The 21,485-nt window shown below is 67.2% G+C and carries 23 protein-coding genes; 12 read left to right on the plus strand and 11 right to left on the minus strand.

Annotated elements, in window-relative coordinates:
- Window positions 1-29: 29 nt before the first annotated feature.
- Genes AC1RDJ_RS15320 through AC1RDJ_RS15335 form a run of 4 tightly spaced genes read left to right on the plus strand, consistent with a single transcriptional unit; the run spans window position 30 to window position 3,087 of the window.
- Window positions 30-1,310, plus strand: a complete 1,281-nt coding sequence (locus tag AC1RDJ_RS15320) for an arsenic transporter (protein ID WP_289886990.1) — start codon at window positions 30-32, stop codon at window positions 1,308-1,310.
- 46 nt (window positions 1,311-1,356) lie between these two features.
- Complete coding sequence (locus AC1RDJ_RS15325; RefSeq protein WP_493027955.1) at window positions 1,357-1,986, plus strand: Rossmann-fold NAD(P)-binding domain-containing protein; 630 nt, start codon at window positions 1,357-1,359, stop codon at window positions 1,984-1,986.
- Between the two features lie 45 nt (window positions 1,987-2,031).
- Window positions 2,032-2,502, plus strand: a complete 471-nt coding sequence (locus AC1RDJ_RS15330) for a GNAT family N-acetyltransferase (protein ID WP_071323883.1) — start codon at window positions 2,032-2,034, stop codon at window positions 2,500-2,502.
- Window positions 2,503-3,087, plus strand: coding sequence for a flavin reductase family protein (locus tag AC1RDJ_RS15335; RefSeq protein WP_289886985.1), 585 nt, complete (start codon window positions 2,503-2,505; stop codon window positions 3,085-3,087).
- Here the strand turns inward: AC1RDJ_RS15335 and AC1RDJ_RS15340 are convergent, their stop codons facing one another.
- The 4 genes from AC1RDJ_RS15340 to AC1RDJ_RS15355 form a co-directional block, all read right to left on the minus strand.
- On the minus strand, window positions 3,088-4,008 hold the full coding sequence (locus AC1RDJ_RS15340; protein ID WP_493027956.1) for a DUF2145 domain-containing protein: 921 nt from the start codon (window positions 4,006-4,008) through the stop codon (window positions 3,088-3,090).
- A gap of 20 nt (window positions 4,009-4,028) precedes the next feature.
- Window positions 4,029-4,460, minus strand: a complete 432-nt coding sequence (locus AC1RDJ_RS15345; protein WP_071323880.1) for a hypothetical protein — start codon at window positions 4,458-4,460, stop codon at window positions 4,029-4,031.
- Window positions 4,461-4,571: 111 nt separating this feature from the next.
- Window positions 4,572-5,405 carry an HDOD domain-containing protein gene (locus AC1RDJ_RS15350; RefSeq protein ID WP_493027957.1) on the minus strand — a complete coding sequence of 278 codons (834 nt, stop codon included), beginning with the start codon at window positions 5,403-5,405 and terminating at the stop codon, window positions 4,572-4,574.
- Between the two features lie 129 nt (window positions 5,406-5,534).
- Window positions 5,535-6,632 carry an acyl-CoA dehydrogenase family protein gene (locus tag AC1RDJ_RS15355; RefSeq protein WP_493027958.1) on the minus strand — a complete coding sequence of 366 codons (1,098 nt, stop codon included), beginning with the start codon at window positions 6,630-6,632 and terminating at the stop codon, window positions 5,535-5,537.
- 178 nt (window positions 6,633-6,810) lie between these two features.
- On the opposite strand from AC1RDJ_RS15355, the gene AC1RDJ_RS15360 reads away from it, so the two are divergent.
- Window positions 6,811-7,257, plus strand: a complete 447-nt coding sequence (locus AC1RDJ_RS15360) for a PaaI family thioesterase (RefSeq protein WP_493027959.1) — start codon at window positions 6,811-6,813, stop codon at window positions 7,255-7,257.
- 21 nt (window positions 7,258-7,278) lie between these two features.
- On the opposite strand, the gene gstA is transcribed toward AC1RDJ_RS15360, so the two are convergent.
- Together gstA and AC1RDJ_RS15370 are read right to left on the minus strand one after the other, a co-directional pair.
- Window positions 7,279-7,887: a glutathione transferase GstA gene (gene gstA / locus AC1RDJ_RS15365; RefSeq protein ID WP_071323876.1), complete on the minus strand. Its 609-nt coding sequence runs from the start codon at window positions 7,885-7,887 to the stop codon at window positions 7,279-7,281.
- A 273-nt stretch (window positions 7,888-8,160) separates the two neighbouring features.
- Window positions 8,161-9,024 carry a LysR family transcriptional regulator gene (locus tag AC1RDJ_RS15370; protein WP_493027960.1) on the minus strand — a complete coding sequence of 288 codons (864 nt, stop codon included), beginning with the start codon at window positions 9,022-9,024 and terminating at the stop codon, window positions 8,161-8,163.
- Between the two features lie 175 nt (window positions 9,025-9,199).
- On the opposite strand from AC1RDJ_RS15370, the gene AC1RDJ_RS15375 reads away from it, so the two are divergent.
- On the plus strand, window positions 9,200-10,696 hold the full coding sequence (locus AC1RDJ_RS15375; protein ID WP_493027961.1) for an MFS transporter: 1,497 nt from the start codon (window positions 9,200-9,202) through the stop codon (window positions 10,694-10,696).
- Window positions 10,697-10,760: 64 nt separating this feature from the next.
- The gene (locus AC1RDJ_RS15380; protein WP_493027962.1) at window positions 10,761-11,558 is read left to right on the plus strand and encodes a TOTE conflict system archaeo-eukaryotic primase domain-containing protein; all 798 of its coding nucleotides are present in this window, start codon (window positions 10,761-10,763) and stop codon (window positions 11,556-11,558) included.
- 33 nt (window positions 11,559-11,591) lie between these two features.
- Here the strand turns inward: AC1RDJ_RS15380 and AC1RDJ_RS15385 are convergent, their stop codons facing one another.
- Entirely contained in the window at window positions 11,592-12,491 is a 900-nt protein-coding gene (locus tag AC1RDJ_RS15385; protein WP_071323873.1) for a hypothetical protein, read from the minus strand.
- Between the two features lie 159 nt (window positions 12,492-12,650).
- Window positions 12,651-13,511, minus strand: coding sequence for a LysR family transcriptional regulator (locus tag AC1RDJ_RS15390; protein ID WP_493027963.1), 861 nt, complete (start codon window positions 13,509-13,511; stop codon window positions 12,651-12,653).
- A gap of 165 nt (window positions 13,512-13,676) precedes the next feature.
- Here AC1RDJ_RS15390 and AC1RDJ_RS15395 point away from each other — a divergent pair, with 165 nt between their 5' ends.
- Complete coding sequence (locus tag AC1RDJ_RS15395) at window positions 13,677-14,849, plus strand: agmatine deiminase family protein (RefSeq protein ID WP_493027964.1); 1,173 nt, start codon at window positions 13,677-13,679, stop codon at window positions 14,847-14,849.
- A 12-nt stretch (window positions 14,850-14,861) separates the two neighbouring features.
- Entirely contained in the window at window positions 14,862-15,953 is a 1,092-nt protein-coding gene (locus tag AC1RDJ_RS15400; RefSeq protein WP_493027965.1) for an agmatine deiminase family protein, read from the plus strand.
- A gap of 82 nt (window positions 15,954-16,035) precedes the next feature.
- Here AC1RDJ_RS15400 and AC1RDJ_RS15405 read toward each other — a convergent pair whose 3' ends face one another.
- From AC1RDJ_RS15405 to AC1RDJ_RS15415, 3 genes are read right to left on the minus strand one after another with little or no spacing between them, the layout of a single operon-like run.
- Entirely contained in the window at window positions 16,036-17,094 is a 1,059-nt protein-coding gene (locus tag AC1RDJ_RS15405) for a serine hydrolase domain-containing protein (RefSeq protein ID WP_493027966.1), read from the minus strand.
- Window positions 17,085-17,900 carry an alpha/beta fold hydrolase gene (locus AC1RDJ_RS15410; RefSeq protein WP_493027967.1) on the minus strand — a complete coding sequence of 272 codons (816 nt, stop codon included), beginning with the start codon at window positions 17,898-17,900 and terminating at the stop codon, window positions 17,085-17,087. The genes AC1RDJ_RS15405 and AC1RDJ_RS15410 overlap by 10 nt, the downstream gene beginning before the upstream one ends.
- Window positions 17,897-18,913, minus strand: coding sequence for a M14 family zinc carboxypeptidase (locus AC1RDJ_RS15415; RefSeq protein WP_071323869.1), 1,017 nt, complete (start codon window positions 18,911-18,913; stop codon window positions 17,897-17,899). Before AC1RDJ_RS15415 ends, AC1RDJ_RS15410 begins: the two co-directional genes overlap by 4 nt.
- Before the next feature lie 208 nt (window positions 18,914-19,121).
- On the opposite strand from AC1RDJ_RS15415, the gene AC1RDJ_RS15420 reads away from it, so the two are divergent.
- From AC1RDJ_RS15420 to AC1RDJ_RS15430, 3 genes are read left to right on the plus strand one after another with little or no spacing between them, the layout of a single operon-like run.
- Window positions 19,122-19,847, plus strand: a complete 726-nt coding sequence (locus AC1RDJ_RS15420; protein ID WP_493027968.1) for a hypothetical protein — start codon at window positions 19,122-19,124, stop codon at window positions 19,845-19,847.
- Complete coding sequence (locus tag AC1RDJ_RS15425; RefSeq protein ID WP_156894832.1) at window positions 19,844-20,419, plus strand: RNA polymerase sigma factor; 576 nt, start codon at window positions 19,844-19,846, stop codon at window positions 20,417-20,419. Before AC1RDJ_RS15420 ends, AC1RDJ_RS15425 begins: the two co-directional genes overlap by 4 nt.
- A gap of 8 nt (window positions 20,420-20,427) precedes the next feature.
- Window positions 20,428-21,417 (plus strand): FecR family protein, encoded by a 990-nt coding sequence (locus tag AC1RDJ_RS15430; RefSeq protein WP_493027969.1) that lies wholly within the window; start codon window positions 20,428-20,430, stop codon window positions 21,415-21,417.
- The last annotated feature ends 68 nt before the right edge of the window (window positions 21,418-21,485 follow it).

Below are 21,485 nucleotides of genomic sequence, written 5' to 3' on the forward strand. Positions count from 1 at the left end.
GACGCCGCATCGTACGGGACCTTTATCGCATGCTCACCGCCTTCCTGATCTTCCTCGCCACCCTGACCCTCGTCATCTGGCAGCCGCGCGGCCTGGGCATCGGCTGGAGCGCCGTCATCGGCGCCGGCGTGGCCTTGCTGGCCGGCGTCATCCACTGGGCCGATATTCCCGTCGTCTGGCATATCGTGTGGAACGCCACCGGCACCTTTGTTGCCGTCATCATCATCAGCCTGCTGCTGGACGCGGCCGGCTTCTTCGAGTGGTCTGCGCTGCACGTGGCGCGCTGGGGCGGCGGCAGCGGCAGAAAACTGTTCGTGCTGCTGGTCCTGCTGGGCGCCCTGGTGTCCGCCGTGTTCGCCAACGACGGTGCCGCGCTGATCCTGACGCCCATCGTCATCGCCATGCTGCGCGCCCTGAAATTTTCCGCCAAGGCCACGCTGGCCTACGTCATGGCGGCCGGCTTCATCGCCGACACGGCCAGCCTGCCGCTGGTGGTGTCGAACCTCGTGAATATCGTCTCGGCCGACTATTTCAAGATCGGCTTTGCCGAATACGCGTCCGTGATGGTGCCCGTCAACGTGGTGGCCGTGCTGGCCACCCTGGCGGCCTTGCTGCTCTTTTTCCGCCAGGATATCCCGCGCGACTACGACGCCACGCAGCTCAAGCTTCCCGGCGCCGCCATCCGCGACCTGGCCACCTTCCGCGCCGGCTGGCTGGTGCTGGCGCTGCTGCTGGTGGGCTTCTTCTCGCAGGAAGCCCTGGGCGTGCCCATCAGCCTGATCGCCGCCGTGGGCGCCGCGCTGCTGCTGGGCGTGGCAGGCAAGGGCCACGTGATTTCCACGCGCTACGTGCTGCGCCATGCGCCGTGGCACATCGTCGTCTTTTCGCTGGGCATGTACCTGGTCGTCTACGGCTTGCGCAATGCGGGCTTGACCGGCTATGTGACGGCCATGCTGAACCACTTTGCCGCCTGGGGCGTGTGGGGCGCGGCCATGGGCACGGGCGTGCTGACGGCATTGCTGTCGTCCGTGATGAACAACCTGCCGACGGTGCTGGTGGGGGCGCTGGCCATCGACCCGACGACGGCGCAGGGCACCGTGCGCGAAGCGATGATCTATGCAAACGTCATCGGCAGCGACCTGGGGCCGAAGATCACGCCCATCGGCAGCCTGGCCACCTTGCTGTGGCTGCATGTACTCGACAGCAAGAATATCCACATCTCCTGGGGCTATTATTTCCGCGTCGGCATCGTGCTCACCGTGCCCGTGCTGCTCGTGACCTTGGCGGCGCTGGCGCTGCGCCTGGGCTGAGTTCCGTGTATGGTGGCGCTTGAGAAGCCGCCACAACGAGGAAAGCATGCAATTGATACTGATAGGGGCCACGGGCCTGGTGGGACGCGCAGTGCTGCGCCTGGCGCTGGCCGATGCGCGCGTGACGGGCGTCGTGGCGCCGTCGCGGCGGGCCTTGCCGGCGCAGCCGAAACTGCAGGCGCCCGTCGTCGACTTCGACCGCTTGCCGGCCGACGCGCCGTGGTGGCAGGCGCACGCCGTCATCTGCACCCTGGGCACGACCATGAAAGTGGCCGGCACGCGGCAGGTGTTCAGGCGCGTCGACCATGACTATCCGCTGGCCGCGGCGCGCCTGGCGCTGGCGGCCGGCACGCGCGCGTATGTCTTGAATTCGGCGGCCGGCGCCAACGCGTCTTCGCGCATCTTTTATAACCGCGTCAAGGGCGAGCTGGAACGCGACCTCGAGCAGCTGGGCTTTGCCTCGCTCACGCACGTGCGTCCCGGCCTGATCGGCGGCGAGCGCGAGGTGGCGCGCGCGGGCGAGGGCGCCGCCTTGCGCATCCTGCGCGTGCTGGGCCCCATGCTGCCGCCGCGCTGGCGCATCAATCCGGCGCCGCGCATCGCCAGCGCCTTGCTGGAAGCGGCCATCGCCGCCGCGCCGGGCGTGCACGTGGTGGCCTCGGACAGATTGCTGTGAACGCGCGCCGTATAATTCCCGTTCCTTGACTTGCGAGTACAGACTATGCAGACAGTACGTCCTTACCTGGCCAGCGACCGCGACGCCTGCCTGGCCCTCTTCGACGGCAACACGCCGCGTTTTTTCGACCCCTCGGAGCGCGTCCGCTTTGCCGCCTGGCTCGATGCATCGACGCACCCCTATTTTGTCATCGAGCGCGTCATCGACGGTGAGGCGCGCATCGTCGCCTGCGGCGGCCATGCGCTCGAGGCGGACGGCAGCGTGGCCAGCCTGTCCTGGGGCATGGTGGCGCAGCACTTGCATGGCCAGGGGCTGGGCCACGCGCTGACGCAGGCGCGCCTCGATGCCATCGGCGCCATGCCGCAGGTGAGCAGCGTGAACATGAATACCAGCCAGCACACGCAGCAGTTTTATGCGCGCTTCGGCTTCGTGCCCGTGAAGGTGACGCCGGATGGCATCGGGCCCGGCCTCGACCAGTGGGACATGGTCTTGCAATTGCCCGCGGAGCGGGCGTAGATGGCCGCCGCCGACAGCCATGTCGCTGCGGTGCCGCTGGAAAAGGCGTATCGATTGCTCAACCATGGCCCCTCCATCCTCGTCTCGGCCCGCCATGGCGGCGTGGACAACGTGATGGCGGCGGCCTGGGCCTGCGCGCTCGACTTCGCGCCGCCGAAGCTGACCGTGGTGCTGGACAAGGCCACGCGCACGCGCGCGCTGGTCGAAGGCAGCGGCACTTTCGTGATCCAGGTGCCGACGGCGGCGCAGCTGCAGCTCACGCATGCCGTCGGCACGCACAGCCTCGACGCGCAGCCGGACAAGCTGGCGCGCGCCGGCGTGCAGCTGTTTCAACGCGAGGGGTTCGATATGCCATTCGTGGCCGGATGCTCGGCCTGGCTGGCCTGCCGCCTGATCCCCGAGCCGCACAACCAGGGAGCGTACGACCTGTTCATCGGCGAAGTGGTGGGCGCCTGGGCCGATACGCGCGTGTTCCGCGACGGCCACTGGCATTTCGAGGATGCCGGTCCGGAGTGGCGCAGCCTGCATTACATCGCGGGCGGGCGCTTCTATGCGATCGGCGAGGCGCTCGACGCGGCTACGTAATCAATCGAGGGCGATGACGCGGTCGTTCGCGCCCGGCACGCAGCCGTCGGCGATGGCTTCCCAGCCCCGGTGCACCACCACCTGCTTGCCGTCGTGGCAGATTTCCACGCGTTCGCTGGCGGGCAGGCGCTGGCGCGCGAACGCTTCCAGGCTGGCCGGCAGGCTCACTTGCAGCCGCATCGTGCCGATGGCTTCGCGCGGGTGGTCGTCCATGTGCACGAGCGGTACGAAGACGGAACCGAGCATCAGCCAGCGCGATCCCACGTCGACGGGCGCGGGCGCATACGGCGCGGCGCGCAGCCAGTCCTGGGCGCGGGCGCGCAAGTCGCTGCCTGCGGCCAGCTCGCCCCAGGCGGAGGCCAGCAATTCCACCACCCACTGGTTGCAATTCTGGTATTTCAAATCATAGGCATAGGCGTTGGCGCTGTAGCGTCCCGCCAGCAGTTGCTGCACACGCACGGGGTCGAGCAGGGCGCGGCGCAGGGGGGCCACCGTCTCCGCCGGCAGTTTTACCAGCGCGATGTAGCCGAGCGAGGGATTGTCCGTGCCCATGGCGAAACCGGCCGTGCCCTGGTCGAAGATGCGCGGACGGCCTTCGTCGCAGGCGTAGTACAGCTGGCGCGCGGACCAGCCGCCGTCATCGTCATGGCGCCAGGCTAGCGCCGCGTGCGAATAGCGGATGCCGAAGCGCGCCAGGTCCAGGCCCGAGCGGCTGATCAGCGCCACGCTGCCTTCGGTGGCGGCCAGCTCCTCGCGCACGACGGCGGCAAAGCGCAGCAGGCGGTCCTGTTCTTCGGCCGTGAGTTCCTGCGCGCGGTCGCAGAAGCGCGCGGAAGCGGGCGACGTGCCTGCATGCGCCGCGCCGGCGCCGCTGAATGCGGCGCAGACGGCCAGCAGCAGCGCCAGGCGGCGCGGGCGCACGCTTGACCTCAAACGCCGAATCAAAGGCTGACGGGACGCGTGGCCAGTTCGCCGTACCAGTCGTCGGCCAGCACCAGGAAGAAGGCGGCGCGCGTGTCGTTGCGCGAGAACTCGATGCCGTAGGCGCGGTTTTGCGCATACACCATGTCGCCCTGCGCCAGCTGCTGCTTGTCGAGGGCCGCTTGCGGCAAGTCCAGCACCAGCGGCGCTTGCGTGGCGTCGGCCCGCAGGGTGAGGCGCGTCATGCCGTCGCGGCCCGGCATGGCGGCCACGTCGATGATGCGGTAAGGGCCATTGGCCACCTTGTTGTCGCGCGACGAGCTGTTGCTCGAGCCGTTGAGCGAATCGGAAATGCTGCCGCTCGACTGGGAACCGGCGCTGGAGGCCGAGGAAACGAAGCTGTCGGCGTTGGCGTTGCACGCCATGGTCAGTGCTGCGGCCAGGCCGAGCATGCGTAAGGAGGTAGTCAAGGCAGTTTTCCAGTGAGCGGATGATGCATTAGTAATTGCAAATAAGGGGCAAGCCGGGGTCGTCCCGGCCTGCGCATCATAGCAGATCGGCCATCAGCTGAGCAGTACCGCGATCAGGCCCCTGGCCTCGGCCGAAGGCTGCTCGCGCAGCGTCTGCAGCACGGGGTCGCTGTCGAGGTAAGCTTGCAGCGGCGCGCTGACGGTGACGGACGCCTGCGGCAGGGGCGAGGGCACGGGCGCCAGCGCCTTGGCCAGCAGCAGGGTGTCGCGCAAGCCTTCCGGCGGCAGCATGATGGTCGAGCCGGGCAAGGCGACGATCGCGTCGGCCACGGACGGCGGCACGCCCAGCTGGCCCATCAGGCCGCGGCCGATGACTTCCAGCGCGGGCGCCATCTGCGTTTCCAGCTGCGCGTACAGGCCCGGCGTCTTGTCGGCTTGCGCCAGCAAATAAAAGCCGGCTACCTCATGCACGATGCCGGCAAACAGGGCCGTATCGGCATCCGTGTCCGTGACGATGCTGGCAATTTCATGGGACAGCGCGGCCACGTGCACGGTGTGCGCCCACAGCTGGGTGGCCCGGCTGCGCAGCTCGGGGTCCTTGATGCCCGCGTTCAGCTGGCGGATGACGGCCGCCGTCGCCAGCGAATACAGGTTGCGGTGGCCCAGCCGTTCCACGGCCGCGCGCACGCTGGTGATGGCGGGCGCCATGCCGGGCGCGAACAGGGCCGAGTTGGCCAGGGCCACGGCGCGTGCCGACAAGGTCGGTTCGCACAGCAGCAAACGGCTGATCTCGGCCGAATGGCAATCGGGATTGGCCAGTTCCTTTTGCAGGAGCAAGGCCGTATTGACGCTGGTGGGAAAGGCCAGGGATTCCGTTTCGGCACTGGCCAGGAGTTGCGCCAGGCTGCTGAGGGTGTTGACGTGCATGGATAGGGGCCGCGAAATAGCAATGCTGAATATTATCAGGCTATGCGCGCCGGCACGCGTTTCGCTGCCGAACGGGCCATGATGAATGTCAAGCATGGCGGCCGGGCTGTTTGCGTTGACGGCTGAAAGCTACGGCAGCAGCAGCGCATGCTGGCTGGCCGTGTGGAAATCGCGCCAGACGCGGTTGATGGTGCTGTCTTCGCGGGCCGCGTACAGGCCGCAGTACGGATACAGATCGTCGACGGCCGCGCGCGCGGCGGCCACCAGGGCCAGCGAGCTGGCCTGCACGGCCTGCATGGCGTCCGCCTCCAGCGAGGAGCCGGCGGCAACCGTGGCCCAGCTGCCGTCGAGTTCAGCGTAAAAGCGCGCGCGGGCGGCCGCAAACGCATCCTGCTTGCTTTGTAGTAAGTCCGCCACTGCCGGCACCTGCAGCAGTGGCAAGCCTGCGCGCGCGTGGCGGCGGTGGCGCATGCACTCTTCGGCCAATTCCATGAAATGGCTGGCCATGCCGGCCACGTTCGCCGCCAGGGTCACGTACGCGAGCGAATAGAACGGGTAGCGGTAGAGGGGGCCATCGGCCGTCGCGGTGTCGGGACTGATCGTAAAACCATGTTCCTTGCCGAGCCACTGGCCATCGATGCGGTAGCTGTGCGAGGCGCTGGCGCGCATGCCGAGGCTGTTCCACGAGGGCACCAGCTGTACCTGCGCGGCCGGCACGAGGAAGGCGCGGATGCGCGGTTTTCCTGCGTCATCGAGCAGGGGGACGCCGTTGGCGCGCAGCTGGGCGTTCAGGGTGAAGTGGGTCGCCATGGGTGCGCCGCTGGCGTAGTCCCAGCTGCCCGTGATGCGGTAGCCGTCGCCTTCCTCGTCCGCGTGGCCCGTGGCCGCGCCGCTGCCGCCCAGGCACACGCGCGGCGTGCCGATGATGCTGCGCGCCATCCCGGGGGCGAGGAAACCGGCGAACCAGCCGGCGCCCGCGCACAGGGTCAGCACCCAGCCCATGCTGCCGTCGACGGCGGCGACGGCTTCTTCCAGCCGCACCACTTGCGGCAGGGGCAGCTCGGCGCCGCCGGCGCTGCGCGGCGCCAGCATGCTCAGCCAGCCGCGCCGGTGCAGCAGCGCCTGCTGGGCAGGGTGCAGGAAGCGGGCGGCGTCGGCCGCTGGCGCATGGCGCGCGATGCGTCGCGCGTCGCGCTCGGAAAGGGGGGCTATGGCAGCGTGCGGCATGGGCAAGGTCCGGCAATGGCAAAGGCGGGCATTTTCGCATAGTGCGGCGTATACGGGGTGGTTCGGGGTGGTTCGCCGCTGGTGCGCCGCCACCGGTGAGCATTGCCGCGGCGGGCCATAAGCAGGTACAGTCGCATGATCTCTTGCCACGCAGCGCCTATCCTGAAAGCATACAACCATGGCCCATCTTCCCGATCCGCACTTCGCCGGGCGCGTGCGCGCCAGTTTTGACTTGCAAAATGCCATGACCTTGATCCAGGCCAGCCTGCCCGTGGTGGCGCATGGCAGCACGGAAATTCACGTGCCGCACTGGAGCGGCATCGAGCAGCAGCACGGCTTCGTGCATGGCGGCGTGGTGGGCATGATCGCCGATTCGGCCGCCGGCTATGCGGCCATGACGCTGGTGCCGGACGGCGCGTCCGTGCTGACGGTGGAATACAAGATGAATTTGCTGGCGCCCGCCGATGGCGAAAAGCTGATCGCGCGCGGCAAGGTGGTGCGGCCGGGCCGCACCCTGATCGTCACGCAGGCCGAAGTGTTCGCCGTCAAGGAGGGCCGGGAAACCTTGTGCGCGCTGATGCAGCAAACCATCATGGTGATGCACGGCAAGGCGGAAAGAACCTGAGTCCCGGCCAGCAAGACGGCGTCAGGCCGCCGTTTTCTCGGCCGCCAACGCCGCCTTGACGCTGTCGCGCTGCCCCACGCGCGCCAGGAAGGCTTGCACATTGGCCAGTGCGGACAAATCCACGCCCAGGTGCGGCGCCCAGCCCGTGATGACGAACAGGTAGGCGTCGGCCACCGTGAAGGCGTCGCCCGTCAGGTAGGACTGGCCTTCCAGGCGGCTATTGACCCATGCATATTTCTTGCTCAGTTGCTGGGTGAACAAGGCCTTGGCGGCCGCGTCGAGGCGGGGATCGAACAAGGGGCTGAACGATTTGTGCAGCTCGGAGGTGATGTAGTTCTGCCATTCCAGCACCCTGTAGCGGGCAAAGTTGCCCACGGGCGGCAACAGCTCCTGCTTGCCGGCCTGTTCGGCGATGTACTGGGCGATGACGGGACCTTCGCTCAAGGTAGTCCCATCGTCGAGCGCCAGCAGCGGCACCTGGCCTTTCGGGCTGAGTTCGTAGTAATTGCCGCCTTCCTGCGTGCGGTGCTGGCCCAGGTCGACTTTCACCAGGGTGAACGGCGTGCCCGTTTCGCGCAGGATGATGTGGGGAGCCAGCGAGCAGGCGCCCGGAGAATAAAAGAGTTTCATGGCGATCCTTGAACAGGTGGGAAAGATGCCACTATAGTCCTGCGCTGCCGCACGGTAAATGCGTGTTCGTTCAATTCTTTGTTCACGCCCAGTAAAGGATTGCGCTGGCTTAAACCGCGGGATGGCGGCGCCGGTGATGGCCGGGAAACCGTGTGCGCGCCGCGCGCCAGGCGCCGGACCGGAACGACACAGCGGCCGGCGGCGGGGGGACCTGGGCGGTTCGGATACGGTCGACAAGGGCGCCGGCGAGGCGGGACAGCGGACGGCTTGAGCTCAGGCAGCGTGGCTGGCCGCGGACCACTCGCGCAGCAATTGGCCGAACGCCTCGGCTGCCGCCGTCTTGCTGGCGCTGCGCCAGAGCAGCTGGAACTGGGCGGCGGGCAGGGCGGGCAAGCCATGCTGGCCATCGATGACCACCATGCCCGCTTCCAGGTCGCCTTGCGGCAGGGCCGTGATGGCCAGTCCGGCCAGCACGGCGGCGCGCAAGCCCTGCTGGCTGGGCGAGGTAAACGCCACGCGCCAGTCGAGCCCGGCGCCTTCGAGGGCCTCGACGCCCACTTGCCGGTGCATGCAGGGCGCCGGCGAAAACGCCAGCGGCAGCGGCAGTGCGCCGTCATGGCTGAAATCCTGCGCCGCCGCCCAGACGAAGCGCGTGCGGCGCAGCACGGCCGCGTCCTCCTGGCTGCCGGCCAGGGCCATGACAACGGCCAGGTCCAGCGCATCGGCCGCCACCAGTTTCTGTAGGTCAAGATAGGTGCCCACCGTGACATCCATGCGCACGGCGGGAAACAGGCGCGCGAATTGCGCCAGCAGGGCAGGCAGGCGGGCGCCCATGAAATTTTCCGGCACGCCAAAGCGCACGGCGCCGGCAATCGAGGAGCGCTGGAAACGCCGCGACAGCGCATCCTGGGCCGCCAGGACCTGCCGCGCGTGGCGCAGGAAATCCTCGCCATCCTCGGTCAGGCGCAGGCGGCGCGTCGTGCGCACGAGCAGCGCGGTGCCGGCCTGTTCCTCCAGGCGCCGGATCTGGTGGCTGATGGCGGACTGGCTCAGGTGCAGCCGTTCGGCCGCGCGCGTGAAACCGCCCGTTTCCTGTACGGCGACAAAGGCGCGCAGCAATGCGGTATCGAAGTCCATGGCCTGTGATCCTGGTGATTCATGATGAAAATGAATGAATTGTACAAAATTTTATCATTTCCCTCATGAATCGGGGCTGCCTAGAATGGCGCGGCACAGGCATCTCTTGCCGGGTGCCTTAACCACTGACTTTGACTGGGCTCCGATGCTACTTTCTTCTACGCAACAAAATCGCATGACACTGGCCGCCGTGTGCCTGGCCTCGCTCATGTTTGGGCTGGAAATTTCCAGCGTGCCCGTGATCCTGCCGACGCTGGAAACCGTGCTGCATGGCGACTTCAAGCAGTTGCAATGGATCATGAACGCCTACACGATCGCCTGCACCACGGTGTTGATGGCCACCGGCACCCTGGCCGACCGCTTTGGCCGCAAACGCCTGTTTCTCGCCAGCCTGGCCCTGTTCGGCCTCAGTTCGCTCGTGTGCGGCTGGGCCGGCAGCACCGGCGTGCTGATCGCCGCGCGCTTACTGCAAGGCATGGCCGGGGGCGCCATGCTGATCTGCCAGGTGGCCGTGCTGTCGCAGCAATTCCAGGCGGGCGCCGCGCGGGGCCGGGCGTTTGGCGCCTGGGGCATCGTCTTTGGCATCGGCCTGGGCTTTGGTCCCATCATCGGCGCGGCCATCGTCGCACTATCAAATTGGCAATGGGTGTTCCTCGTGCACGGGCCGCTGGCGATTGTGACGCTGCTGCTGGTGTGGCTGGGCGTGAGCGAATCGCGCGACCCGCAGCGGCGCAAGCTCGACGTGGCGGGCATCGCCAGCTTGTCGCTGGGCGTGTTCAGCCTGGCGTGGTGCATCACGCAGGGGCCGGCGCTGGGTCTCACGGATCCGCGCAGCGTGGCCAGCCTGGCCGTGGCACTGTTCAGCCTGATGCTATTTGCCGTCATCGAGCGGCGCCGGGCGGAACCGATGGTCGATTTTGCCGTGTTTCGCCTGCGCCGGTTTTCGGGCGCCTTGCTTGGTTCGGCAGGCATGAATTTCAGTTTCTGGCCTTTCATGATGTATTTGCCCCTGTACGTGCAAAATTGCCTCGGCTACAGCAGCGTGGGCACGGGCCTGACCTTGCTGGCCTACACCTTGCCCACCTTGCTCGTGCCGCCGCTGGCCGAGCGGCTGGCGCTGCGCTACCGGGCCGATGCGGTGATCCCCGCCGGCTTGCTGGCCATCGGCGCGGGTTTCCTGCTGATGCTGTGGGGCAGCCGCGCGGACGCCGCCAGCTGGCTGACGATCCTGCCCGGCTGCCTGCTGGCCGGCACGGGACTGGGCTTGACGAATACGCCCGTCACCAACACGACGACGGGCGCCGTGCCGAACGAACGCGCGGGCATGGCCTCGGGCATCGACATCAGCGCGCGCATGGTCAGCCTGTCCCTCAATATCGCGCTGATGGGCTTTATCCTCGTCGCAGCCATCCAGTCCGCCGTGCGCGCGCAGTTGCCTGCCGGCCTGGACGCCGCCGCGTTGCGGGCCGTGGCGGAAGGCTTGTCGGCAGGCAAGGGCGCTGGCGAACTGGGCTTGACGCTGCCGGCTGGCGCCGTGCGGCTGGCGCTGACGCAGGGTTTCGGCGCCGTGATGCTGTACGGCGGCGTGGCCGCCTGCCTGTTTGCCGCCGCCAGCTGGCTGGTATTTGGCGCCGGGCGGACACCGCGCGTGGCCGGTCTGCCCATGCGCTAGCGTGCGGGCGGCTATAATCTGCGCACGTTGGCAAGTGTTGCGCAACGTCATTACGGAGCCGCACATGCACAAACTGATTTCTGAACTCAACCGCCTGTATCTGTTCGATGCACAGCAGCAGTATCTGGACGCGGAGGGCGGCGCGCAGCCGCTGACGCCGGCCGTGCTGGCGCGCCATCTGTCGGGCGAGCAGACGGTAGCGGTGCGGCTGGTTACCGATAGCGGCCTGGCGCGCGCGCTGGTGCTGGAGTTTGGCGGCAAGGGCGGCGGCGAGGCGCACTGGAGCGCGCTGTGCACGATCGCCAATGCCGTGCAGCATGAGCTGGACTTGCCGGCGCCTGCCGTCAGCATTTCGGGCACGGCGTTCCAGTTATGGCTATCGCTGGCCACGCCCGTGCCCGTCGCCCAGGCGCGCCAGTTCGTGCAACTGCTGCGCGCGACTTTTTTGCCCGCATCGACCGACATCCTCGCCGTGGCGCCACCCGCCTACGTGGAGCAGGCGGCGCTGCCGCCATGCTTGCAGCCGTCGGGCAAGTGGGCTGCCTTCATCCACCCCAGCATGGGCGCCGCCTTCGTCGACGAGCCGGGCCTGGACATGCCGCCGCCGCCGACGGCACAGCTGGGCTTCCTGGAAAGCTTGCGCAGCATCAATCCGGCGCAGTTCGCGCAGGCGCTGGCGCAGCTGCAGGGGCATGCGGGACTTTCGGCGTCTTCGCCCGCGCCTGTGCCGGTGGCCGCATCGCCCGTTGCATCTGCCGCCACCGCGCCAGGCTTGCTGCTGCAGGACGCCACGCTGGAAGACATCGTGCGCTGGCTGCATGCGCGCAACATCGAGCCGACGTTCCGCCACCGGCTGCCGTAATCGTGCGCGAGCCGCGTGCCGGCGACCGGCCGCTTACACGGTAGGGAAAGCCAGGTTGATGCCATCCAGGTATTGCGCCACTTCGCTGCCTGCCGCCTTGATCGCAAGCTGGCGGCATAGCTGGGTGTTGATGGGCGGCGTCAAGGTGATGCCTTTGTTCAGGAAGGGCTGGAGTATGGCCGCCTGATTGGCGCGCAACTCGATATTGATGGCCGCACTGTTGAAGGCCTGCAATCCATAGTACAGGGAGCTCGTTTCCTCGCAAATCAGTTCCTGCACCACTCTCAGGCTTTCGTCCAGCGCCAGTCTCAGGTTGGGCCAGGTCATCAGGGTCGCGGTGCGCCGCTTGAAAAGATACTGGTTGCCGTTGATGATCTGGGTATCGACGTAGTCGAGCCCGACCAGCGACAGGATGGGTATCAGCAAGCCGAGGCTGGCATTCGTGGAATAGTGGCCACCCACGCGCAGCATTGCCAGTACGTCGCTCAGTTCGACTTCGTCCTCGGTTTCCCAGAAGTCTTTTTCAAACACGGTGTCGCAGATGAAGCCGCGGTTTTCCTTGCAAAACGCGTCGTGTTGCATATTGAAATGGAACAAGAAGCGCATCTTGCCCTGCATGCTGAACATCCAGCCGCTAGCTGGCCGCGAACGGATGCCGAGCCTGCCGGTAATGGGCAGCGACTCGTGCATGTCCAGCCGGCTGTGCTTGGCCTTGATATGGGTCCGCAACGATTGATCGAGGTCTACCGGATCGACAAAAATGAAATACCGCGTCTTCGCGCTGGTGGCGAACAGTGCGTGCAGAATGTCAGCGCCGGATCCCGGGTAATACAGTACGGCCTCGTCGCGTCCGCCGCTGCGCACGCGCTCGTTATGCGTGGCCAGCCCCGCGCGGCGCTCAACGGGTACTTCCCACAGATCTTCGTCAGGCATGCTTGCTCCCCCTCAGATTTGCCTTCATGTTCGATGGATGGCTTCCGGCAAGCTGCGTCCCGCTTGGGGCGTCACGACGGCTTGCCAAGAAATCAAGATAACATTAAATGAATCTTGAAATATCCACAAGGAAATTTTTTCCCCATGAGAGATCAGCGCTCACGGCGCTGGCGCCGCTCCCTGTGCGCGCAGCCAGTCGAATACCTGCCTGACGATGGGCGAGCGCGGGTGTTCGGCCACGCCCGACAGCCACCAGGTGGCGCCGGGCACCCTCGGGTAGTCGGGCAGCACGTGCAGCAGGCCGCGCGCCAGGCTGGCGTCCGCCAGCAGGCGCGGCAGGCAGGCGACGCCGCGCCCATCCAGGGTGGCGTCCAGCAACAGGCGCGCGTCGTCGTAGATGGCCCGCTTGCGAAAGCGTGCCAGCGGACCCAGGAACAGGGGCGCCGTGGCGTCGCCCGTCAGGCTTTCTTCCAGACACACCAGATCCGCGTGCAGATGGTGCTCGTCTGGCGGCACGCCGGCCAGCCGCGCTGCCAGTTCGCTGTTGGCCACCAGCAGCCATTCATCGTGCAGCAGGGGGATTTCCTGCAAGTCCGGCTGCAGGATGGGGCGCTCGCCGATGGCGAGATCGACGTCGATTTCATCGACGAAACGGGCGCTTTCATCGACCGACAGCAGCAGGCACAGCTCGGGCAGCTGCGCCTCCAGCGCGCGCAGCCGGGGCTGCAGCCAGCCGTGCAGCAGGGGCGCCGGACACACGAGCACCACGAGGCCCGGATCGAGATAGGTGGCGATGCGTCCCAGGCCGCTGCGCAGCACGGTCATCGAGCGCTGCACGCTGCGCAGCAGCACTTCGCCGGCCACCGTCAGCTCCACGCCCCGTCCGGCGCGACGGAACAGCGGCTGCTTGACCTGTTCTTCCAGCAATTGCACCTGGTGGCTGATGGCCGACTGCGTCACGTGCAGCTCGTCGGCCGCGCGCGAGAAATTGCCGTGACGGGCCGCCGCCTCAAAGCCCATCAACAACTTCAGCGAAGGAATGCGATGTTCTGACATATGAGAAAAGTTAATGAATTAAGGCAAATCATATCATTTGTTTTCATGCCTTGATCGGCCGACAATGCTCTCCATCCCGAGACGCCAGCTATGGCGCGCGGCAATCTTGTTAATGAATAAAGGATGGATATGCACACACGTCGATATTTCTTGCGTCATTGCATGGTGGGCGGCAGCGCGCTGGCCATGGGCGGCTTGCTGGCCGGCTGCGGCGGTGGCGCCGAGGGCGGGCCGGGTACAGGTCCCACCGCGCCATTGCCGCCGATCAATAGTGGCGGCAACGGAGGCCTGCCTCAGGCCGACGGCTGGCGCATGCCCGACGAGGCCGAATCCCACAAGGCGACATGGATGGCGTACGGCGCCTCGAACGCCATCTGGACGCGCGCGCAAGTGCCGCAGGTACAGCTGGCGCTGGTGCGCATCGCCAACGCCATCGCCGCGCATGAACCTGTCAACATGCTGGTGCGTCCATTTGAACTGGCCAGTGCGCGGCAATTGCTCGATGCGGGCGTCACCCTGATTCCCGCCGAGCTGGACGATTTATGGATGCGCGACACGGGTCCCGTCTTCGTGCGCAAGCCGAACGGAGAGCGGGCCGGCGTGAAATTCAACTTCAATGGCTGGGGCAACAAGCAGCAGTCGGGCAAGGATGGCGTGGTGGCCGACATCGTCGCCGCCCAGGCCCGGGTGCCGCTGCTGTCCACGCGCCTGGTGCTGGAAGGGGGCGCGCTGGAAGTGGACGGCAAGGGCACGGCCATCATCACGGAAAGTTGCGTGCTGAATAGCAACCGCAATCCGGGCTGGAGCAAGGCCGATTGCGAGGCTGAACTGTTGCGCCTGCTTGGCATCCGCAAGGTGATCTGGCTGCCTGGCATCAAGAACCAGGACATCACGGACGCCCACACGGATTTCTACGCCCGCTTCGTGCGTCCCGGCGTGGTGGCGGCGCACCGCGAGATGGACACGGAATCGTACGACCATGCGCTGACGCGGCGCCACCTGGAGATCCTGCGCGGTGCCACCGATGCGGATAACCAGCCGCTGCAGATCGTCGTCGTCGATGGTCCCGGCCAGATTCGGCCAGGAAACAATCCAAATACCTTCGCCGCCGGCTATATCAATTACTATGCCACCAGGAGCGCCATTTTCATCCCCGAATTCGGCGATGCGCAGGCCGATGCCCGGGCCAGGGCGCAATATATGGAACTGTATCCGGGGCACGCCGTGATCCAGATCAATATCGACCCCATCGCGGCCGGTGGCGGCGGCATCCATTGCACCACGCAGCAGGAAATTGGATAAAAGGAGAACAGCATGCTACGACGACACTTCCTGACTGGCGCCCTGGGCCTGGCGGCCGGCGCCGCCAGCGGCCTGCCTGCCATGCCCGCCCTGGCGGCGGGCGCGGGCTGGCGCATGCCCGACGAAGGCGAGCGCCACTCTGCCACCTGGATGGCGTTCGGCGCCAACGACGAGGTGTGGGGCAAGCGCCTGAAGGCGGGCGCGCAAGCGAACCTGGCGCGCATCGCGCAGGCGATTGCCAGCGTCGAGCCCGTGCACATGCTCATCAACGAGGAAGACTACGACGTGGCGGCGCGCCTGTGCGGCAGCAAGGTCAGGCTGCTGGTGCAGCCCATCGACGACCTGTGGATGCGCGACACGGGGCCCGTCTTCGTCAAGCAGGCGGGCGGCGCGCTGGCCGGCGTGAACTTCAATTTCAATGGCTGGGGCGAAAAGCAGGATTACGACGACGATGCGCTGGTGGCTGGTTTTGTTGCCGGGCGCGCCGGCGTGGCCGTGCTGGAAAGCAGCCTGGTGCTCGAAGGGGGCGGCATCGAAGTCGATGGCCAGGGCACGGCCATCATCACGGAAAGCTGCGTGCTCAACGCCAACCGCAACCCCGGCGTGAGCAAGGCCGCATGCGAGCGGGAGCTGCGCCGGCTGCTGGGCATCGAAAAAGTCATCTGGCTGCCCGGCATCGCCGGCCAGGATATCACGGATGGCCACACGGACTTCTATGCGCGCTTCTGCGCGCCCGGCGTCGTCGCGGCCGGCTTTGAAAGCGACCCGACGTCGCCCGAGCGGGCCGTCACGCAGCGCCACCTCGACATCCTGCGCAAGGCCACCGACGCCCGCGGCCGGCCGCTGCACGTGGTGGTCTTGCCGGGGCCCGGCCATGTGCGTCCGCAGTATGAAAACAAGGACTTCGCCGCTGGCTACATCAATTTCTATGTCTGCAACGGCGCCGTGCTGTGCCCGGAATTCGGCGATGCGACAGCCGACCGCAATACCAAGGCCATCTTGCGCGAGCAATTCCCGGGACGCGACATCGTGCAACTGAATATCGACGCCATCGCGGCCGGTGGCGGCGGCATCCACTGCACCACGCAGCAGCAGCCGGCGTGAGGGTCAGGCCGGCAGGCGTGTCGTTGTCCGTCCCTGGCATGGGAACGGCGGCGACGGCGCCGCCGGCTCGGCAGGTCGCGCCTCATCCGCTGAACACGCAGCGCATGAAGTCGCGCCGCAGCCCGTTGATTCTGGCGGAATCGCGCGTGTAATACAGCTTGTTCGTCAGCAGCACGCCATAGCGGCCGCGCCGCGGGCTGAGCCACATTGCCGTACCCGTGAAACCCAGGTGGCACCAGATGTCGTCCCCGGGTTCCGTGCCTGCCGCCGGATGCCAGAACAGGCCGCGCGCGGGATGCAGTGCGCCCGTCTGCACTGTCAGCGAAGCGCTTACCCAGCCGGCATCGAATGCCCCGCCGTGCTGCCCTGTCGATGTCGCCAGCATTGCCTGCAGGAAGCGTTGCAGGTCGAATACGTTTGAAAACAGCCCGGCAATGCCGCACACGCCGCCCAGCAGCCGGGCCGAAAAATCATGCACGATGCCGCACAGGTGGGCACCGGCCTGCTCGCAGTACTCGGTGGGCGCGACCAGCTGGCCGTGGCGCGGCGCCACCGGGCCGAAGCCCGTGGCAGCCATGCCCAGCGGCCGCAAAATGTACTCTGCAAGCGCCTCGTCCAGCGGCATGCCCAGCAGCCGCTCGATGACAAAGCCGAGGATCAGGGCCGCGCGGTCCGTGTAGTCCACAGCCACGCCGGGCCGGCCTTCCAGCGGCTCGCGCAGTACGCCGCGCACGATGTCCTCGCGCACCTCGCCGTAGCTGGCGCGCAGGCGCGCGCGCAGCGGCAAGCCCGCCGTATGGGTGAGCAGCTGGAAAATCGTCACCGGCCCCAGCGCATAGCCTGCCGTGCCGGGCAAGACGTCGGCCAGCCGGTTGTCCAGGCGCAGCCGTTTCTGGCCCACCAGCCTGCCGGTCAGCGCCCATACGCTGACGATCTTGGTCAGCGAAGCGATGTCGAACAAGGTGTCGGCCCGCATCGCGGCGCTGGCGGGATCGGGCGTGAGCCGCCCGGCCGCGCCCGCCATACTGTGGTGGACGGAGCCCATGGCCCAGGCCGCGCCTGGAAAAACCTGGTCGTGCACGCCGCTTTCCACCAGCGCGGCCAGCTGGTCTGCAGGATCTGTCTGGTGTGTCATTTGCATGTTGACGGTGTCGTGCATGCCTGGTCATGGTCTGCCGCTGCCACCCCGAGCCAGCGTGCCAGCGACTGCGCCACCCATAGCCCCTCGTCGAGCGGCAAGTCGTGGCCCGCGTCGCCGTGGATCAGGCAGTCCGCTTGCCAGGCCCGCGCCAGGCGCAGCGAGCAGCGGTGGTCGACCAGTTGATCTTGCGCGCCGGCCATCACCAGCACCGGCATGGCGGGACGAGTGGCAGGGGCGCGGTAGCGGGCGGCCGACAGCAGCTGGCGCAGCGCATTGCGGCGGCTGACCGGGTATTGCTGCTGATAACTGAGCCAGTCGGCCACCAATCCCGCGTTGCCCGCGCCATGCCGGCGGCTGGTCAGGCGCAAAATCAGCGCTTCCTGGCTGCGTTGGTCGCCCAGCAGCAGCTGGCGCAGCAGGGCGCCGTAGTTTTGCCAGCGCAGCCGCCGGTAAAACGGACTGTAGGGCCGCATGCTGGTGTTGAGCAGCACGCAGCGGGCCACTTCCTGCGGATAGCGGTGCGCCCATTCCACGGCCACCATGCCGCCCAGCGACAGGGCCAGCAGGCGGTAGGGCGGGGCGATTGCGCGCGCCAGCAAATCCTGGCGGCACGACTCCACCATCGCGGCCACGCGCGTGGCGCTGTCCTGCGCATGGCGTTGTCCATTGCCGGGCAAGTCGGGCGTGACGATATGGGCGCCGGGCAGGGCGCGCGCCAGGGTGGCGGGGAAGGCGCCCCAGTGGCGCTGTTCGCGCATCAGGCCGCGCAGCAGGATCCAGTTATCTTGCGTATTGATCTGCGTCATGATTCGTACCACTGCGCCAGCGCGCGCCGGCGCTGGGCCTTGTGCGCCAGGCCTTCCGGCACCCAGCGACCGTGGCTGCTGGCGGCGCGCATGAGGAAGTCGAACCACACCAGGTGGCGCCGCAGCACGCGCTGCAGGCGGTGCGTGGCCGTCGGGTTGAAGATGCTGACCCGGTTGAACAGCTGGCGCGGGTTTTTCTTGACCCAGCGCCAGGAACCCATTTCCAGCGTCAGCGGCAGGAACACGCGTCCGCTGTAGCCGGTGCCGTTCAGGTACAGATAATCCCACAGGTCGCCATGCGTGCGGTATTGCCGGCTTTGTGGCTCGAACACATAGTCGTGGTTCGGATAGCTTTGACTGAACAGCTCTTCCAGCGCGCCGATCTCGGCCAGGTGCTGTATTGGCACCTTGGTATGCGCGTGGGGAAACCAGATGCGGTCGCGCAAGCCGAAGCCGGAATGGCAATCGAGGGCGATGCTGAACTGGCGCGACAGCAATTCGCGCTCGACGAAGTCGCACACGGCCTGGCTTTCCGCTTCCATGCGCGCGTCTTGCGCGCCCCGGTACCAGGGCAGGCGCGGACTGTAGCGCTGTCCGCCCAGCATGAACGGCACGCTTTCGCGCGCGCTCAGCGGGGCATTGCGCATCAGGTCGACGCCGTTCGGATTGCAGCGCGTGGCTTGCCACATGCCGCCCGGATTGACCAGCGGCATGAACACGAGGCGCATCGTTTCCAGCTGCTGGTGCAGGGTGGCATCCCAGCGCAGGCGCGCGATCAGGCTTTCCAAAAAGGAGAGCAGTACTTGCGTGCCGATGCGCTCGAGGCCGTGGATGCCGCCGAAAAAGCCCAGCACGGGCACGTCCGGACCGGGGTTGCCCAGCGCAATGGTGTACACGGGAAATTCGCGCCCGTCCATGGCGACAGTGCAGGGCGCGGCCACTTCCAGGTGCTTGCCGCCCTCGTCGATGAGGCGTTTCAGCATGACCAGTTCGGGCAAATTCTTTTCGATCATTCGGCGTCGGAAAAGGAGAGTGACAGCCAGTGTAGCCGAAATCAGCAGCGTTCCCGACATCCCGCATGACGAAATTTATTGATGGCCGGCATGTCACGAAGCCGTCATGTTTGCTGTGTAGTCTATTGCAGTTGACGCAAGAATTGTAACTTGGCAATACCCCAATTTGCGCAGTTCCCCCTTCACACGATAGCGACAAGATAGCGATATGACAGGCAGCCCGGCATCCGTCCATGTGCTTGCGCTGGCGGGATACCTGGTGCTGCTGGGCTTCCTGGCCGCGGCGGGGCCCGTGCGGGCGCAGGCCGCCGACGCCCCTGTCTTCCAGTTCGATATCGCCGCGCAGAACCTCGGCGACGCGCTCGATCTCTACAGCCGCCGCACGGGCATCGCCGTGCTCATGGAGCAGCGCTACGCGCAGCGCCAGTCGGGCACTGTGCGCGGCGCGCATGCCACCGGCGTGGCCCTGCAAGCCTTGCTCGAGGGCACGGGGCTGCAGGCGCGCCAGTCCGATGCCCAAGCCGTCATCGTGTATGCCCCGGCCGGCGCCGACTTGCCGCAGGCCGCCGTGGTGGCGGCCGCCGACATTCCTGGCGCCCTGCACGGCGGCGGCGACCATGCGGCCTACGTCAGCCGCCTGCAGCACGTTTTGCTGGGGCTGCTGTGCCGCGCGGCGCAGACGCGTCCCGGCGGCTACCGCCTGGCGCTGCAGCTGTACCTGAACCGCGCCGGCGTGGTGGACCGGGTGCAACTGCTCGACAGCACGGGCTTGCGCGCGCGCGACACGGCCATCGCGCGCCTGGTGCTGGGCATGCGCGTGGGCGCGGCGCCGCTGCCGTCGATGCCGCAGCCCGTTTCCATCCTGCTGCTGCCGCAGGGTCCGGGCAGCGAAGTCGATTGCGCCGCCAGCGCGCCGGGAGGGGCCGCGCCATGAGCATGCCCGACCTGCGCACCAAACTGAAGCGGCATCTGAGTTCACGCTACGCCGTGCTGCGCTGGCGCCTCGAGCGCGTGGTCGGCTGCAAGCACCATGCGGCCGATGCGCTGCAGGAAACCTGGCTGCGCCTCGAAGCGATGGTGTCGCCGGGACCGGCCTCCGCTCCCGTCCACAATCCCGACGCGTATCTCCTGCGCATGGCGGCCAATATCGCCACCGACGCCTATCGGCGCGACCGTATCATCGTCACGGAACGCGAACGCGAAGAGCTGATGCACATGGCCGACGAGAGCGGCGACGATATCGGCGACCCGGCGCGCATCGTTTCGGCGCGTCTCGACGTGCAGGCGCTGGACGCGGCGCTGGCCGGGCTGTCGCCGCGCCGTCGCGCCATCCTGACGGCGGCCCGGGTCGACGGCTTGCTCAACGCGGAGATTGCCGAGCGCTTCGGCATTTCCGTGGCGATGGTGAAGAAAGAATTGCAGGCCGCCATGCAACACTGTAAAACGTGCATGGCCGACGCCGAGGCCGTCCAGCGCAGCGATGTGTCGGGCCGCCGTAAATATTGATGAAACCCATGAATGCTCCTGACCCCGATCAACGCGGCCCCGCCGCCAGCGCCGATGACAGCGACGCGGCCATCGGCCGGCAAGCCGATGCCTGGTGGGCGCGGCTGCGCGGCGACGACTTTACGCGGGCCGACGCCGACGCCTTGCGCGCCTGGTGCGCGCGCAGCCCCGCGCATGCGCGCGCCTGGCGCGAACTCAGGCAGCTGTGGCAGGCGCTCGACCCGGCGCTGCAAGGGGAGGCGCAGGCGGCCGCACCGCAGCGGGCTGCCGTGCTGGCCTTCCCCGTGCGGACCGGACGCCGTGCCTTCCTCGGCGGCGCGCTGGCCGCCGGCGTCGCCGTGCTGGCCCTGCGGCCGCCGCTGGGCGCCTGGCCATCGCTGCAGGAGCTCAGCGCCGATTACCGCACGGGTACGGGCGAGCAGCGGCAAGTGGCGCTGTCGCGCCAGCTGACGGTGCAGATGAACACGCAGACGCGCATCAATGTGCGGACGCAGGAAGCGATCGAACTGCTGGCCGGCGAGGCGGAAATCGTTGCCAGCGGCGCCAGCACGCCCGTGACCGTGGTGGCGGGCGAGGGACGCCTGCTGGCGCAATCGGCCCGCTTCAATGTGCGTCACACGGACGATGCCGTCTGCGTCACCTGCCTGGCGGGCGCCGTGGAAGTGGCCTGGCAACACCGCCGCCAGACCCTCGATGCGGGACAGCAACTGGTGTACGACGACAAGGCCATCCTGGCGGCCACGGCGGCGCCGGCGGGCGAGGCCAGCGCCTGGCGCACGGGGGCGCTGTCGTTCGCCGGCAAGCCGCTGTCCCACGTCGTCGATGAAATCAACCGCTACCGGCCCGGCAAGGTGCTGCTGCGCAATGCCGAGCTGGGCCGCCGCCTCGTGCGCATGCGCTTTTCCATCGGCCAGACCGATGGCGCGCTGGCGATGATACGCGACCTGTACGGCGCGCAAATGACCAGCTTGCCGGGCGGCATCGTGCTGCTCAGCTGATGCGTTTTTCTTCGCGGCCGGGTTGATAGAAAATATTTTTCAAAAAACATTATCCCTTCCGCCATCCA

Source organism: Janthinobacterium sp. GW822-FHT07H10 (assembly GCF_058798675.1).

Excerpts from the sequence above, each read along its gene's own strand:
- AC1RDJ_RS15400 (WP_493027965.1), top strand. The coding sequence starts at position 14,862 with ATGCTACGACGACACTTCCTGACTGGCGCCCTGGGCCTGGCGGCCGGC.
- AC1RDJ_RS15335 (WP_289886985.1), top strand. The coding sequence starts at position 2,503 with ATGGCCGCCGCCGACAGCCATGTCGCTGCGGTGCCGCTGGAAAAGGCG.
- AC1RDJ_RS15430 (WP_493027969.1), top strand. The coding sequence starts at position 20,428 with ATGAATGCTCCTGACCCCGATCAACGCGGCCCCGCCGCCAGCGCCGAT.
- AC1RDJ_RS15350 (WP_493027957.1), bottom strand. The coding sequence starts at position 5,405 with ATGCACGTCAACACCCTCAGCAGCCTGGCGCAACTCCTGGCCAGTGCC.
- AC1RDJ_RS15320 (WP_289886990.1), top strand. The coding sequence starts at position 30 with ATGCTCACCGCCTTCCTGATCTTCCTCGCCACCCTGACCCTCGTCATC.
- gstA (WP_071323876.1), bottom strand. The coding sequence starts at position 7,887 with ATGAAACTCTTTTATTCTCCGGGCGCCTGCTCGCTGGCTCCCCACATC.
- AC1RDJ_RS15330 (WP_071323883.1), top strand. The coding sequence starts at position 2,032 with ATGCAGACAGTACGTCCTTACCTGGCCAGCGACCGCGACGCCTGCCTG.
- AC1RDJ_RS15375 (WP_493027961.1), top strand. The coding sequence starts at position 9,200 with ATGACACTGGCCGCCGTGTGCCTGGCCTCGCTCATGTTTGGGCTGGAA.
- AC1RDJ_RS15325 (WP_493027955.1), top strand. The coding sequence starts at position 1,357 with ATGCAATTGATACTGATAGGGGCCACGGGCCTGGTGGGACGCGCAGTG.
- AC1RDJ_RS15345 (WP_071323880.1), bottom strand. The coding sequence starts at position 4,460 with ATGCTCGGCCTGGCCGCAGCACTGACCATGGCGTGCAACGCCAACGCC.
- AC1RDJ_RS15385 (WP_071323873.1), bottom strand. The coding sequence starts at position 12,491 with ATGCCTGACGAAGATCTGTGGGAAGTACCCGTTGAGCGCCGCGCGGGG.
- AC1RDJ_RS15405 (WP_493027966.1), bottom strand. The coding sequence starts at position 17,094 with ATGCAAATGACACACCAGACAGATCCTGCAGACCAGCTGGCCGCGCTG.
- AC1RDJ_RS15380 (WP_493027962.1), top strand. The coding sequence starts at position 10,761 with ATGCACAAACTGATTTCTGAACTCAACCGCCTGTATCTGTTCGATGCA.
- AC1RDJ_RS15415 (WP_071323869.1), bottom strand. The coding sequence starts at position 18,913 with ATGATCGAAAAGAATTTGCCCGAACTGGTCATGCTGAAACGCCTCATC.
- AC1RDJ_RS15355 (WP_493027958.1), bottom strand. The coding sequence starts at position 6,632 with ATGCCGCACGCTGCCATAGCCCCCCTTTCCGAGCGCGACGCGCGACGC.
- AC1RDJ_RS15425 (WP_156894832.1), top strand. The coding sequence starts at position 19,844 with ATGAGCATGCCCGACCTGCGCACCAAACTGAAGCGGCATCTGAGTTCA.
- AC1RDJ_RS15390 (WP_493027963.1), bottom strand. The coding sequence starts at position 13,511 with ATGGGCTTTGAGGCGGCGGCCCGTCACGGCAATTTCTCGCGCGCGGCC.
- AC1RDJ_RS15420 (WP_493027968.1), top strand. The coding sequence starts at position 19,122 with ATGACAGGCAGCCCGGCATCCGTCCATGTGCTTGCGCTGGCGGGATAC.
- AC1RDJ_RS15410 (WP_493027967.1), bottom strand. The coding sequence starts at position 17,900 with ATGACGCAGATCAATACGCAAGATAACTGGATCCTGCTGCGCGGCCTG.
- AC1RDJ_RS15395 (WP_493027964.1), top strand. The coding sequence starts at position 13,677 with ATGCACACACGTCGATATTTCTTGCGTCATTGCATGGTGGGCGGCAGC.
- AC1RDJ_RS15370 (WP_493027960.1), bottom strand. The coding sequence starts at position 9,024 with ATGGACTTCGATACCGCATTGCTGCGCGCCTTTGTCGCCGTACAGGAA.
- AC1RDJ_RS15360 (WP_493027959.1), top strand. The coding sequence starts at position 6,811 with ATGGCCCATCTTCCCGATCCGCACTTCGCCGGGCGCGTGCGCGCCAGT.